The organism is Ruegeria sp. K11 (genome assembly GCF_056531905.1).
The window spans coordinates 1-12887 of sequence record NZ_JBQFMP010000005.1 but is presented as its reverse complement, the minus strand read 5'-3'; the positions used below and the strand labels follow the sequence as shown (position 1 = coordinate 12887).

General features: G+C 59.6%; 13 protein-coding genes, 1 other RNA gene and 1 riboswitch. Of the genes, 7 read left to right on the top strand and 7 right to left on the bottom strand.

Annotated features, from left to right (window positions below; all coding sequences use genetic code 11):
- Positions 1-113 precede the first annotated feature (113 nt).
- Positions 114-395, top strand: a complete 282-nt coding sequence (locus tag ACR0K4_RS09025; protein WP_480853700.1) for an HlyU family transcriptional regulator — start codon at positions 114-116, stop codon at positions 393-395.
- Between the two features lie 285 nt (positions 396-680).
- Here the strand turns inward: ACR0K4_RS09025 and ACR0K4_RS09020 are convergent, their stop codons facing one another.
- Together ACR0K4_RS09020 and ACR0K4_RS09015 are read right to left on the bottom strand one after the other, a co-directional pair.
- Complete coding sequence (locus tag ACR0K4_RS09020) at positions 681-1592, bottom strand: hypothetical protein (RefSeq protein ID WP_480853699.1); 912 nt, start codon at positions 1590-1592, stop codon at positions 681-683.
- Positions 1593-1674: 82 nt separating this feature from the next.
- Positions 1675-2184 (bottom strand): c-type cytochrome, encoded by a 510-nt coding sequence (locus ACR0K4_RS09015; RefSeq protein ID WP_480853924.1) that lies wholly within the window; start codon positions 2182-2184, stop codon positions 1675-1677.
- A gap of 119 nt (positions 2185-2303) precedes the next feature.
- Here ACR0K4_RS09015 and ACR0K4_RS09010 point away from each other — a divergent pair, with 119 nt between their 5' ends.
- Positions 2304-3137 carry a prephenate dehydratase gene (locus ACR0K4_RS09010; protein WP_480853698.1) on the top strand — a complete coding sequence of 278 codons (834 nt, stop codon included), beginning with the start codon at positions 2304-2306 and terminating at the stop codon, positions 3135-3137.
- Here the strand turns inward: ACR0K4_RS09010 and ACR0K4_RS09005 are convergent.
- Genes ACR0K4_RS09005 through nudC form a run of 3 tightly spaced genes read right to left on the bottom strand, consistent with a single transcriptional unit; the run spans position 3134 to position 5201 of the window.
- Positions 3134-3679 carry a chloramphenicol phosphotransferase CPT family protein gene (locus tag ACR0K4_RS09005; protein ID WP_480853697.1) on the bottom strand — a complete coding sequence of 182 codons (546 nt, stop codon included), beginning with the start codon at positions 3677-3679 and terminating at the stop codon, positions 3134-3136. The two genes, ACR0K4_RS09010 and ACR0K4_RS09005, sit on opposite strands and share 4 nt — an antisense overlap.
- Positions 3680-3710: 31 nt before the next feature.
- A complete protein-coding gene (locus ACR0K4_RS09000) occupies positions 3711-4178 on the bottom strand; it encodes an SRPBCC family protein (RefSeq protein ID WP_480853696.1) in 468 nt (155 codons plus the stop codon).
- Positions 4179-4217: 39 nt separating this feature from the next.
- Positions 4218-5201 carry an NAD(+) diphosphatase gene (gene nudC / locus ACR0K4_RS08995; protein ID WP_480518024.1) on the bottom strand — a complete coding sequence of 328 codons (984 nt, stop codon included), beginning with the start codon at positions 5199-5201 and terminating at the stop codon, positions 4218-4220.
- Positions 5202-5378: 177 nt separating this feature from the next.
- On the opposite strand from nudC, the gene ACR0K4_RS08990 reads away from it, so the two are divergent.
- The 3 genes from ACR0K4_RS08990 to rsgA all read left to right on the top strand — a co-directional run bounded on the left by ACR0K4_RS08990 (position 5379) and on the right by rsgA (position 8577).
- On the top strand, positions 5379-7253 hold the full coding sequence (locus tag ACR0K4_RS08990; protein ID WP_480853695.1) for a bifunctional 2',3'-cyclic-nucleotide 2'-phosphodiesterase/3'-nucleotidase: 1875 nt from the start codon (positions 5379-5381) through the stop codon (positions 7251-7253).
- 39 nt (positions 7254-7292) lie between these two features.
- Positions 7293-7391, top strand: an RNA gene (gene ffs / locus ACR0K4_RS08985) — signal recognition particle sRNA small type.
- 157 nt (positions 7392-7548) lie between these two features.
- Complete coding sequence (gene rsgA / locus ACR0K4_RS08980; RefSeq protein ID WP_480853694.1) at positions 7549-8577, top strand: ribosome small subunit-dependent GTPase A; 1029 nt, start codon at positions 7549-7551, stop codon at positions 8575-8577.
- Positions 8578-8605: 28 nt separating this feature from the next.
- On the opposite strand, the gene ACR0K4_RS08975 is transcribed toward rsgA, so the two are convergent.
- On the bottom strand, positions 8606-9469 hold the full coding sequence (locus ACR0K4_RS08975) for an alpha/beta hydrolase family protein (protein WP_480853693.1): 864 nt from the start codon (positions 9467-9469) through the stop codon (positions 8606-8608).
- A gap of 163 nt (positions 9470-9632) precedes the next feature.
- A riboswitch (cobalamin riboswitch) is annotated at positions 9633-9854 on the top strand.
- Positions 9855-9937: 83 nt separating this feature from the next.
- Here ACR0K4_RS08975 and ACR0K4_RS08970 point away from each other — a divergent pair.
- On the top strand, positions 9938-10345 hold the full coding sequence (locus ACR0K4_RS08970; RefSeq protein WP_480853692.1) for a hypothetical protein: 408 nt from the start codon (positions 9938-9940) through the stop codon (positions 10343-10345).
- A gap of 2 nt (positions 10346-10347) precedes the next feature.
- On the opposite strand, the gene ACR0K4_RS08965 is transcribed toward ACR0K4_RS08970, so the two are convergent.
- The gene (locus ACR0K4_RS08965; protein WP_480853691.1) at positions 10348-10851 is read right to left on the bottom strand and encodes a protein-tyrosine phosphatase family protein; all 504 of its coding nucleotides are present in this window, start codon (positions 10849-10851) and stop codon (positions 10348-10350) included.
- A gap of 163 nt (positions 10852-11014) precedes the next feature.
- Between ACR0K4_RS08965 and ACR0K4_RS08960 the strand changes: the two genes are divergently transcribed.
- Positions 11015-12766 (top strand): DNA polymerase III subunit gamma/tau, encoded by a 1752-nt coding sequence (locus ACR0K4_RS08960; RefSeq protein WP_480853690.1) that lies wholly within the window; start codon positions 11015-11017, stop codon positions 12764-12766.
- The last annotated feature ends 121 nt before the right edge of the window (positions 12767-12887 follow it).

Here is a 12887-nt window from a genome sequence, read left to right as displayed (position 1 = left end):
GAACAGAGCGTACCATAAGATTGACGATCAGTGATTTGATAACAGGAGTAGCTTCACGCCTGACTTAAGCGGCGCTAGTCTCCGGTCCTGGCAATGCTGAAAGGAGCCGCCCAATGTCCCTCTTTTCTAAACTATTCGGTGCCAGCGGAAAGTCTGAGCCGGAGCCGGTTTCGTACAAAGGGTTCGAGATTTTCCCTGACCTGATGCCCGAGGGCGGTAAATACCGCCTATTGGCCCGTATCGAGAAGATCATAGACGGAGATCGCAAGACCCATACGGTGATCAGTGCGGATGTCTTTGAAAGCCGGGATCAGGCTGAAAGCTTCAGCATCGCAAAGGCGAAGCAGGTGATTGACGAGCAGGGCGCACGCCTTTTCGGCTCAGAAAACCGGTAGCTTGAAGCCCGCTGTGTAATCGGCAGGTACCATGTGAATGGCTTAGTTCGCATGAACTGCGGACGCAAAACGGGGTGAATTCCACCGATGTCACAGAAATAACCTGTGGATGCGTTCTGGCACCAACGAGATTTTGAGGTTCAATGCTCCCACCCCCCTCGCGTGTTCTCCGAGCGTTTTACTCAGGCCTTCTGAATTCTAAGGTTACGCCGGGTCTGACGATGGATCGGATCGCTGATCGTGAATTGGCCTGCACATTCTGGGTGCCCATTGATGATGACCCCGCTAGAGACGTTGCTCGCCATAGCGCTTGTTTAGCATATCTACGTCTGCGGCCACCGTCAGATCGTTTTCAGAATAACCGAGTTGCCGGGCCAGGTCTGTAACGGCCTCCACAAGTTGCCCGTTCGGAGGCGTTATTGGAGAGGGCAGCGTGAACCGGATATTGTCAACCGGCGGAGCGTTCAGGTCATAAACTGCCGGACCCAAAAGTGCATCCAAAAGGGTTGTGACTTCCTTCTCGCCACTTTTGTACAAGTCTTCAAAGCGAAAAAGCCCTATGAAACCCTGTCTGTTATGCTGTTCCAACACGAACCGGTTCAGCTCCAGCCAATGGAACAGGTTTCGTTCGAAAGGGCTGAACCCTTGCCCGCGTTCTGCAATTTCGCTGTAGTGCAGATTGGAATCGCTGGTGTGGATCATAGCCCGGCGTTCAAAGGGCTTCCCCCGCCTGATCTCGGGCCAAAACAGGCCGTGCGTCGTCAGGGAGGCCGCCACATGGAACGGATTTCGAACCAGGTGCGCAAATCTGAAAGACCCCTTGAAACGATCCGCCAGGTAAGGCAGCCATGCATAAGACGGCCAGCCCGCGTCCAGATAAGAAACACCGCCGGCAATCGCATCCTCAATTTCTATCAGTTTCCGCTGCAGGGGTATGTTTCTTCCCAGTGCGCCTGGCAGTTTTTGCGGTCGTCGAAACACACGTCTGGAAAAAAAGTCCGGTCCCAAACTTTCATGTTCGACAATTGCATCTGGATGAGATCGGGCTGCAATCGATGCAATGTTCTGGGTGGAGGTTCGCCCGGTAGACAGCAGAAAGCTCGCATTAGCCATATTCGGATCAGCCTCAGATTTTTTGGCATTTGTTGAATCACAGATTCTTAAAGCGGTACAGGCGTGATTGCGCAATTGATGCAAGGTTGCGTGCCCTGGGCGACATCCGCAAAAAAAGCCGCTGTTCGAAACAGCGGCTTTTCAAGAAATCCCGGATCAGGAAAGGTCAGTTGCCGATGGTCTGCAGATAGGCAATCAGATCTGCACGCTCCTGCGGCTTGTTGAGGCCTGCAAAGCTCATGGTGGTGCCCGAGATGTAATCACGCGGCTTGGCCAGGAACGCATCCAGCGCCTCGGGTGTCCAATTGCCGCCATGGGCTTGCATTGCGGGGGAATACCCGCCGAAGCCGCTGGCCGATGCGACCGGGCGATCAACCACACCGTACAGGTAAGGACCGGTGCCGTTCGCGCCATCTTCCAGCTTGTGGCAGGCCGAGCATTTGCGGAACACGCGCGCACCCTTTTCGGGGTCAGCAGCGGCGAGCAGGTCTTCAAAGACCACTTCTTCGCCGTCGGCGCTTTCGCCAGCGCTGTCGGTTTCGATGATGTACGAGGCCGTCTCGCCATGCCCATCAACATGGTAAAGAGCCTCTGCGCCCCACTTGGCCAGAAGCAGCACCAGGAAGGTGCCAAACAGGCCTGCTGCGGCCTTGGTAACTGTCATCGTGTCGAACATTGATCGCGAGTCCATTTCAGCTGTCTGCGGGGTGTCTAAGGCTTCCCCTGACAAGAGGCAAGGTATAGACACCGCGACTAAACGCCCAATCCACGAACTTGTTGCACGGAATCGACCAAATGACCAATCGTATCGCATTTCAGGGAGAACCCGGCGCCTACAGCCACGAGGCCTGCCGCAACGCCCGCCCCGATATGGAGGCCCTGCCCTGCCGCACCTTCGAAGACGTCATCGAATCGGTTCGGTCCGGCGATGCGGATCTGGCGATGTTGCCGGTTGAAAACACGACCTATGGCCGGGTGGCTGACATTCACCGGCTGCTGCCGCATAGCGGGCTACACATCATCGACGAAGCCTTCGTGCGTGTACATATCAACCTACTGGGTGTTCCGGGGGCCAGTCTGGCTGATGTCACAGAGGCGCATTCTCATCTGGTCCTGTTGCCTCAATGCGCAGGGTTCCTGAAGGAGCACGGCATTCGTGGCCGCGTCAGCCCAGATAACGCCCGCGCGGCCCGCGAAGTCTCAGAACAGGGTGAGGTGCATTCAGCGGCCCTGGCCAGCGAACTGGCGGGCGAGATTTACGGCCTGAATGTGCTGGCCCGTCATATCGAAGACCGGGACAACAACACCACCCGCTTTCTGGTGATGTCCCGTGCGGCCAACATGTCACGCCGCGGCACCCATGGTATGATCACCAGCTTTGTCTTTCAGGTGCGCAACATCCCGGCGGCACTTTATAAGGCGATGGGCGGCTTTGCGACCAACGGCGTCAACATGACCAAGCTGGAAAGCTATATGGTGGACGGGTCTTTTACCGCGACGCAATTCTATGCGGACATCGTGGGCCACCCGGACGACGAAAACGTCCGACTGGCCATGGACGAGTTGGAGCATTTCACCACAAATGTCGAAATCCTCGGCGTCTATCCAGCGGCCCAACCGCGCGGCTAGAGCAGTTCGGGGACACTGAACTCGGACCTTCGCTTGCCGCCGCGCCACGCCGCAATTACGGATGCGGCGTTTGCTTCGATATCTTTGGTTGTGTCGATTTCGAGGTCGTAAGTCCTGCCAACGTGAATCGTGTGGAAATCACGCGCGGCGCTTCCCTGTTGTCGGTTTGATCTGGTTTTCTCTCTTTCAACCAGAACGTCCAGCGGACATTGTACGCCGACAAACAGAACGTCGTGGCTGGCAAGTTGCCGCTTCAGGGTTTCCACCCACCCGCTCGTATCCAGAATATGCTCAAGAATCAGATTATTCCCGGCGTTGGCATAGGCAGCCAACGAATGATGAAAGCCATCGAACACGGCCTCCCGTTGGGACTGCCACACAAATTCTCCACTATTGAACCGTTCCACAGGCAGAACACCGGAATCACGCAGATGATCAATTGAAATGTGCCAGAACGGCTGATCAATTGTATTTTGCAGGTGAACCGCCACAGTCGTCTTTCCGCTACTGGATGCGCCGTGGAGAAAAATGATGTGACTCATGCAGCCCCCCTTGGCCCAGACGAGCGCGAGACTAGAACCCGTGCAAGTGCCGTTCTTCCAACTCGCGGGCAAAGTCGCTCAAGCGGGACTGGAACTGTCGCCGGAATCGGGCCTGTCCCAGTTTAAGCGACTGGAGCAGCAGGCGCGCGGGCAGGGTTTTTGCCGCCAGCGACATCTGGACGCTCAGCCGTGTACGGCGTTGCGACAAAGCAAGAAACTCGATGGCCGTGTTGCCGCTCATACCTTTGCTGCTGGATTCGAACTGCAACAGCGATGGCTGATCGAATTCCGTCATGACAATCGTGATCTGACGCGGTTTGTTGCGGATATTGAGTTGAGTTTCCCAGGTCATACCAGGTTGAGGTGTGGCCTGCGCGTTCAAACGGCGAACCTCAACTCCGCGCCGCATGGCCATCCGTTCAAACCGATCAAAATCGGCGACCATGTCAAATACCGTGCCGATCGGTGCTTCGATATCTTCGTGCGCTACAAACTGCATTTTTGCGTCTTCTCGGCCCTCTCACGTGGCGATTTGCCTTTAATCCAACGTATCGGCAAGCCAGCTTTGCAACAGAAAATGCGCAATCGCGCCTTTACGGGCGGGCATCAGGGTCGGATGTTCTCCGGCAAAGGCCTGCATCATCTCGGATCGGCTGACCCACATTGCGTCTTCAATTTCGACCGGGTCAATTCGGATATCGCGCGAAAGCGCTTCGCCTGCACAGCCGAACATCAGCGAAGCGGGAAAGGGCCAGGGCTGACTGGAGAGATACTGTACCTCTCCGACAGGCACGCCGGCCTCTTCCATTACCTCGCGACGCACTGCGGCCTCAAGCGTTTCACCCGGCTCCACAAATCCCGCCAGCAATGAGTACATGCCTTCGGGCCATCCGGGCGAGCGGCCCATCAGCACCGAATTGCCATGGGTGATCAGCATGATCACCACCGGGTCTGTGCGGGGGAAATGCTGGCCACCGCAAGACGGGCAGCCGCGCTGCCACCCGGCCTGCGACATCTGGCTGGCCGCCCCACAGCGGGCGCAGAATTTATGCGTCTCGTGCCAGCCGACAATTGCCTTGGCGGTTGCCGCCAATTCGGCATCGCGGGGCGTCAGATGCGTCATGATCCGGCGCAGTTCGGCAAAGACCTGACCGTCCGGCAGATCCGGGTGCTGCTGTGTGCTGCGGTCGACAAAATCTCCGACACCGGTCAGGTCCAACCCCTCCGCCGCCCAATTCGAGATATCCATCGCAAAGACCGGCGCACGATCATTGGACAAGCCAAGCAGGACCGGGCTTTCGATCATGCCGCCGGGGCCGCTTTGCAGCAGCGGGTGCGACATCGAGACCATGGCCAGCCGATCCAGCGCCTCACCCTCGACCAGCAACTTGCCGCGCCACAGCAAAAGACACCGAGCAGCCTGGTCGGTCATGGCTTGGGTCAACGCGTCTGCATCGGCGCGTATCTGCGCGGCCCGATCCAGACCCGAGCCGCCAAAGGTCACCTGTTCTGCGCGTTTCATTCCATGATCCCTGCCTGCCGCCTGAAAGGGCTGCCATGTCGGCGGCTGTGGTGCAACGGCATTTCGCCAGAAAAAATTTTCGTGCGCCGCCGAATGACCGCAGCATTGCCTCGGAATTTGCACTAAATCTACCGCTTAGTGAACATTCAGTTACTTACACAGCCAAAAGTAGAAGACTTGAAGCCCTCCCCACCGCCCTCTCAGAAACAGGTTCCGCGCGCGCGCGTCCGGATTCTGGCCACCTCCGACCTTCACATGAATCTGACCGGGTTTGACTATTACGTCGATCGGCCCGACCCGGGTGTCGGTCTGTCCCGAACAGCCACGTTAATACGTTCCGCGCGGTCTGAGGCGACTGCAAATGGTGCGCAGGTCCTGCTGTTCGACAACGGGGATGCATTTCAGGGCACTCCGCTTGGCGATTGGGCCGCAGAGCAACCGCCGGGCGAGCATCCGCTGCCCAAGGCGTTTGCCGCGTTGGGTTATGATGCAATCGGATTGGGGAACCACGATTTTGCATTTGGTATCGATACTTTGAAGGCGATTCTGGCGCACAGCCCTTGTCCTGCGCTGGGTAGCAATGTCCGAGCTTTGACAGGCAAGTCGTTCCTTCTGCGCAAGGTTGTCTTGCAGCGCGCCCTATCGGTTTCAGGTCGCGATGTTCCGATCCGGATCGGTGTGTTTTCTGTGATTCCCCCTCAGACCACACGATGGGAGGCACGCCGCATTGAAGGTCGTCTGGACGTGGGCGACATGCTCGAAATAGCGCAGGAGGTTGCAACCGAACTGCGACATGAAGGATGCGATCTGGTCATCGCCCTTGCCCATTCCGGTCTGGCCCAGGCGGACCCTCGTCCGGGAATGGAAAACGCGGTGATTCCGATGGCCAAAATCGCCCAGATTGATGTAATCATTGCGGGGCATACACACCTGACGCTGCCCGGTGCTGCACATGCTGGCCTGCCCCATGTCGACGCGAAACAGGGCCGGGTCCACGGCACACCCGTGGTGATGCAGGGCTGGGCCGGCTCTCATCTGGGTATCATCGATCTGGAGTTGGTCCGGAATTCATCCAACACCTGGCAAATCACCCACAGCCGGACCGAGGCGCGACCAATTGTCAAGGCCGGGGATTCCGTCGCCGAAGATCCCGAAATGCTACGCTTGTTCACTCCGGGGCACGAAAAAACCCGCAAACGCGTGGCGAAGCCCGTTGGGCAACTGTCGCAGCCATTGCATAGTTTTTTCTCTTTTTTCGCGCCGGATCGCTGTTTGGCTTTGATCGCCGCCGCGCAAGCCGCGGCCCTGCGCCCCATTCTCGCCGGCACCGCTTTTGAAGGCATCCCCATCCTCTCTGCCGCCGCCCCCGCGAAATTCGGAGGGCGCGCGGGGCCAGGCTACTATACGCATGTTCCAGCAGGCGAAATTTCCGTCCGCCACATCGCTGACCTGCATGTTTTTCCCAACGAAATAAGGGCGGCAGTGGTCTCGGGCGCGCAGATCAAAGACTGGCTGGACATGTCAGCCGGGATTTACAACCGTCTGTCTGACGGACCAGCCCGAATGCTGGCCGACCCCCAACGCACCGGTCACAACTTGGACGTCTTGCACGGGGTGACCTACCAGATCGACCTGTCCGCGTCAGCGCGGTTTGACGAGGCGGGACGGGTCATTGATCCGAAAAGCTCCAGAATTCGGGATTTGCGTTTTGGCGAAGTCCCCATCGACCCCCGGCAAGAGTTCATCATTGCATCAAATGACTATCGCCTGAACGGCGGAGGGAATTTCCCGTTGGTCGATCAGATCACGCCTATCCCTCTGCCCACCTTGAGGATTCACGACATATTGTGCGCTTATGTTGCCGGGCAGTTGCCCACAGACCCGCTGGCGGACGCGCCGCACCCCTTCACTTTTGCCCCGGCACACGGCCAGCAAGCGGTGGCGCTCACCAGCCCCGAAGCTCACGCCTATCTGGACGAATTACAGACCTATGATCCGCAGCCTCTTGGCCTGAACGCCGATGGCTTTCTGCAGGTGGAGCTGACACTCTGACGGGTTGCCATTTTCATTGTGCGGACTTATATCAGCGTTTGAGAGGTTGGCGCGGGCGAGCGCCTCGCCAACCTGGTCAGGTCCGGAAGGAAGCAGCCACAACGAGCCCCGCTTGGGTCGATGTCCAACCTCTCACTTGTAACCACCAGCCGCAGGAGGGTTTTTATGATTGTTTCAAAAGCTCCTCGGGCGGATCGGTTCTGAACCACTGACATCACCGACTGCCTGAGCACACCTCTGACGGATGCGCGTGCGCCATCTGTTGGAATCGTTGTACCTGATGACAGGCAGAACAATGTCCAATTCTCTTTCGGACCTCGGATGGTCCTCTTTCTTTGCCGGGCAACTTGAGGCAAATCCTTCTCTGGTGCCGCACCGAATTTCCGCTGTGCACCGCGACCACCTTATCGGACTGACACCGGAGGGTGAGATACCTTTGATCACCCCCGCTCGACCAACCGGCGATTTTGCGGTTGGGGACTGGGTGCTGGCGGATGCGCAGGGTCGTGTTCACCAGGTTCTGGACCGTCGCAGTATTCTGCAACGTCGCGCGGCCGGAACGGGTGCCGCCCAGCAATTGATCGCAGCCAATGTCGATGTGCTGTTCATTGTCAGCTCATGCAATGCCGACTTCAGCCTGCCCCGGCTAGAGCGCTATCTGGCGCTGGCGCATCAGGCCGGATGCTATCCGGTGATCGTCCTGACCAAGGCCGATGAATGCCCCGATCCCTGCGCGTTTTCGGATCAGGCTCAAAAGCTGGGTCCGTTTGTGACTGTGCTGACACTCGACGCGCTGGACCCCGCGCAGGTGGATCAGGTGCTGTCGTGGTGCCCGGCAGGTCAGACCTCGGCTTTGGTTGGATCCTCTGGTGTCGGCAAGACAACTCTGGCCAACGGGATGACCGGGCACAGCGCGGCCACAGCGGGCATCCGCGAAGACGACGCACGCGGGCGGCACACAACAACCGCGCGGTCTCTGAACCGGATGATCAATGGTGGCTGGCTGATCGATACGCCGGGAATGCGCGCCTTGCGGCTATTGGATGCGCGCGACGGGGTGGATGAGGTATTCTCGGACATTTCCGATTTGTCTCACGCCTGCCGGTTTGCCGATTGCCAGCATCTGACCGAACCGGGATGTGCGGTTTTGGCCGCCATCGAATCCGAAGAGTTGGATCCGGACCGGGTTGCCCGCTGGCGCAAATTGCGGCGTGAGGATCAGCGCAATTCGGAAACCGTTGCTCAATCGAGGGCGCGGGACAAGGCGTTCGGCAAGATGGTGCGATCCGTCATGCAGGACAAGAAATCGCAGCGGCGGACCTGATCAACTGGGGCACCGATTCGCCGGTGCCTTAACTCTGCCGGATCAGGCTGGGCCAAACCGCTGCGTTGCGACGCGCAAACACACCGATATGCCCGATCCCGGGCAGGCCGTAATCCGCCGGTTTCAGAAGGTGCCGCCGCGCCTTGGGGCCATAAAGATCCGCCAGCCTCCAAACCGCGTCTGGGGGCACCATCTGATCGTCTTCAAAAGCAAACAGATCGACGGGGGTTCCGGTCTCATGCCATGTGGCCGCGGGAAGGGCCCCACCGATATCGGGATGATAACTGACGGGCGAGGTGCACCACTTACGCCATTGCCAATAGACCGGCGCAGGCAGGTCAGACCCAAAGCCCAGCGCCTTACCCGGCAGGTATCCCAATGTTCTTACCGCCAAAGGGGCGTGTCCGTACCAGAACAAACCCGCCAATGCGCGATAGGGCCACGGGTGATCTGCCAAAGTGACCATGCCCGCACAGACGCAAATCATCCGGTCGATCGCTTCGATATCCGGCTGAACCGGTCCCAGCATACCGCCCACGGAATGACCTATGGTCCACAAAGCCGCCCCGGGGAACCGTCGATGCATCTCTGCGCGTGCTGCAGGCATATCCACCAGCGCCCAATCCGCCATTGCCACCCGAGACACCCTAAGGTGCCCGGTCAACGAATGTCCAAAATCCCTGTAGTCATAGGTCAGACAGGCCATCCCTTGTTCTGCCGCCAGCCAATGCGCGAAATGCTGATAATAATCCCGTGGCACGCCGGTTGCACTGTTCATAACAACAACGGTTTCGGGCTCGGAAGCAGGCAGATACAACCGACCGGACAAACGCGCCGGACCGGATGGAAGCTGTATGTCTTCGATCAAAACGGCGTGCTGGTCGTCCAACATTCGACCCTCCGGACGCAACTGAACTATTCGGTTCACCCCTCAATACGCCCTGTCATACAGCTTCATGTCAAGACAGACCCGACGTCACCGGATTGTCCAGGCATCATGGTCGCCGTACGCAAGCGATTTTATCGTATTCCGCTTGACTCGGATGTTGCACCGCCGCTAGCCATGAACCGATGGTTTTCGCACCTCATCCGAGGTCGAAATGAAAAGGGAACACGGTGCGGTTCTGCCCGACGACGCTCGGGACGAACCAAGGCCGCGACTGCCCCCGCAACTGTAAGCGGAGAGCGATGCCGGAATGCCACTGACCGAAAGGTTGGGAAGGCCGGCAAAGCAACGACCCGCAAGTCAGGAGACCTGCCATCTGAACAAAAACCGAAACTCGGGCGGGGTGTCCGGGCGGGTCGTCAGCTTGCTGTCACACCTGTCTTTCACCCTTCGTCCAGCGCGGAGGGCGCATATATGATCTGGAAGACCAAAACACACACATTCTCGGCAACCGTATGCCAAGTCACCGGCCAACCGTGCCCGGCACTTGCCCGCATGGCACGCGGCCTGACACGGGCCATGGCAACCGCGCACCCCGTAACGCATGAGACATTTCAGGTCGAAGGCAGCAGCGAATTGACCCATTGCGCGGACGGATGTACCGCGCGGTTCCGGGCAAACCCCGACGAGGTCCGTATCTTTTGCGGGGCCACAGCGGATGCAGAGATCGAAACGCTGGATGTCTATGCTGACATGATGTTTGGCGACGGCTGCACTGGCCTGCCTTCGATACGCGCAGCCACACCGCCCTGCGCGATGATCGAGGCACTGACGCTAACGTCCGAGATTGCCGATCAGCAGTTTGAAGGCGCCCACGCCTGAGGTCAGCTTTGAGCCCGGATATTCGCGGGGGCTCGCGCCCATGCCAACTGGGCATCCGTCTCGACCGCGCAAGGGCGTACCTTGCGCAATCGCGCCAATGCGGCGTCCGGGTGTTCGCCGCATTCCACCATAACCCGCAACACAATCATCCCGGACCGCCCGCATCCGCCTCGGCAATGCACCAGCACCCGACCGCCACCGGCAAGAGAATGCCGAACTGCTAAGCCGACTTCGGGCCAGGCCGCGGTGACATTGGGTCCGGGTGCCCCAAAATCCTCAACCGGCAAATGCGCCCACCGGCTGGCACGCCCCTGAATGTCGCTGCCAAAATACCTTGCACCATCCTGCAGCATCTCGACTTCGGTGGTCATTGAGATAACAAGCCCCGGCTTCCAGGCCACAATCAGCTCAAGATCTCCGGCGTAATCCCCGCCACGCCCCGGCATCGAGGTCAGCGCAAGCGTCCCTCCGCCCACTTGCAGAGCGTAAACCACCAGCTGAGTCATTTGCCGACCCTTTCAAAACACACAAAAAAACCACCCTTGAAAACCTGCAATCGACTTTATCGCCCCGCCACCACAATCCAAAGAAATTTCCTGCGCTGCGGATGTGGACGCGGACAGCAGCGGCCTCTACGCTGCGGCAGAACTCGAATCCGCGAAAGCAGACATGACCGACACGCCCAGCCCCGCCTATCAGGTTCTCGCCCGAAAATACCGCCCGGAAACCTTTGCCGATCTGGTCGGCCAGGACGCCATGGTGCGCACCCTGAAAAACGCGTTCGAGGCCGACCGGATCGCGCAGGCCTTCATCATGACCGGCATCCGCGGCACCGGCAAAACTACCACCGCCCGGATCATCGCCAAGGGCATGAACTGCATCGGTCCCGACGGCGAAAGCAAACCGACCACCGAGCCTTGTGGCCAGTGCGAACACTGCGTGGCCATCATGGAAGGCCGCCATGTCGATGTAATGGAGATGGACGCCGCCAGCCGCACCGGCGTCAATGATATTCGCGAGATCATCGACAGCGTTCGGTATCGCGCGGCCTCGGCCCGCTACAAGATCTATATCATCGACGAGGTCCACATGCTGTCGACCAGCGCCTTCAACGCGCTGCTCAAGACGCTTGAGGAACCGCCCGAGCATGTGAAGTTCATCTTTGCCACCACCGAGATCCGCAAGGTTCCCGTGACGGTGCTGTCGCGCTGCCAGCGCTTCGACCTGCGCCGGATCGAGCCCGAAGACATGATCGGCCTGCTGCGCAAGATCGCCGACGCCGAAGGCGCCCAGATCGCCGAAGATGCGCTGGCGCTGATCACGCGGGCCGCCGAAGGCTCAGCCCGCGATGCAACCTCGCTGCTGGATCAGGCCATATCCCACGGCGCGGGCGAGACCAGCGCCGATCAGGTGCGTGCGATGCTGGGCCTGGCCGACCGGGGCCGGGTGCTGGACCTGATCGACATGATCCTGCGCGGCGATGCGGCGGGGGCCCTGACCGAACTGAGCGCCCAATACGCTGAAGGGGCCGACCCTCTGGCCGTTCTGCGCGATCTGGCCGAGATCACGCACTGGGTTTCGGTCGTCAAGATCACTCCCGACGCTGCCGAGGACCCAACCGTTTCCCCCGACGAACGCGCCCGCGGCCAGCAAATGGCCGAGGCGCTGCCAATGCGTGTCCTGACTCGCATGTGGCAGATGCTGCTGAAAGCGCTGGAAGAGGTCTCGGCTGCCCCCAACGCCATGATGGCCGCCGAAATGGCCGTGATCCGCCTGACCCATGTGGCCGACCTGCCCAGCCCGGAAGAGCTGATAAAACGGCTGCAGGATACCCCCCCGCCGCCGCCCAATGGCGGACCCGGACGCGGCCTGCCCGCACCGTCGCATACCGCGCAGGCCCCGGTGGCCACGGCCTATGCTCCGCCCGCGCGCGGCGGGGCAGGCGCCCCGACCACCGCATTGGCCCAGGATGTGCAGACGGCTCTGGCCCGCTACCCCAACTTTGAGCATGTGGTCGAACTCATCCGGACCAACCGGGATGTGAAACTGCTGGTCGAGGTCGAAAACAGTGTTCGGCTGGTCTCATACCAGCCAGGACGAATTGAGTTCACCCCAACCGATTCCGCGCCAACGGACCTTGCCGCACGTTTGGGCACAGCATTGCAACGCTGGACCGGAAACCGCTGGGCCGTCACGATCGTGACCAACGGAGAGGCTGCAACCATCGCCGAACTGCGCGATGCTGCCGATCTGGCGATCAAGGCTGAGGCCGAGAAACACCCATTGGTTCAGGCTGTCCTGATGCATTTCCCCAAGGCCCGGATCAAAAGCATAGAAACCCCCGAACAACGCGCGGCACAGGTCGAAACTGAAGCCCTGCCCGAGGTCGAAGACGAATGGGACCCGTTCGAGGAAGACTGACGCCGCTCCGATCCCCGGAACGCTCCCGCGCCCGCCACGGGCCATCGGCTGCGCCGATACCCCTAAGCGGCCTTGGGCCCGGCAGCGCGGGGAAAGCCCGCGCTGCCGGGACCAACCGAAC

Bases quoted from the DNA above. Each gene is read 5' to 3' on its own strand.
- ACR0K4_RS09025 (WP_480853700.1), top strand. From the start codon at position 114: ATGTCCCTCTTTTCTAAACTATTCGGTGCCAGCGGAAAGTCTGAGCCG.
- ACR0K4_RS09015 (WP_480853924.1), bottom strand. From the start codon at position 2,184: ATGTTCGACACGATGACAGTTACCAAGGCCGCAGCAGGCCTGTTTGGC.
- ACR0K4_RS09010 (WP_480853698.1), top strand. From the start codon at position 2,304: ATGACCAATCGTATCGCATTTCAGGGAGAACCCGGCGCCTACAGCCAC.
- ACR0K4_RS09005 (WP_480853697.1), bottom strand. From the start codon at position 3,679: ATGAGTCACATCATTTTTCTCCACGGCGCATCCAGTAGCGGAAAGACG.
- ACR0K4_RS09000 (WP_480853696.1), bottom strand. From the start codon at position 4,178: ATGCAGTTTGTAGCGCACGAAGATATCGAAGCACCGATCGGCACGGTA.
- nudC (WP_480518024.1), bottom strand. From the start codon at position 5,201: ATGAAACGCGCAGAACAGGTGACCTTTGGCGGCTCGGGTCTGGATCGG.
- rsgA (WP_480853694.1), top strand. From the start codon at position 7,549: ATGTCCAATTCTCTTTCGGACCTCGGATGGTCCTCTTTCTTTGCCGGG.
- ACR0K4_RS08975 (WP_480853693.1), bottom strand. From the start codon at position 9,469: ATGTTGGACGACCAGCACGCCGTTTTGATCGAAGACATACAGCTTCCA.
- ACR0K4_RS08970 (WP_480853692.1), top strand. From the start codon at position 9,938: ATGATCTGGAAGACCAAAACACACACATTCTCGGCAACCGTATGCCAA.
- ACR0K4_RS08965 (WP_480853691.1), bottom strand. From the start codon at position 10,851: ATGACTCAGCTGGTGGTTTACGCTCTGCAAGTGGGCGGAGGGACGCTT.
- ACR0K4_RS08960 (WP_480853690.1), top strand. From the start codon at position 11,015: ATGACCGACACGCCCAGCCCCGCCTATCAGGTTCTCGCCCGAAAATAC.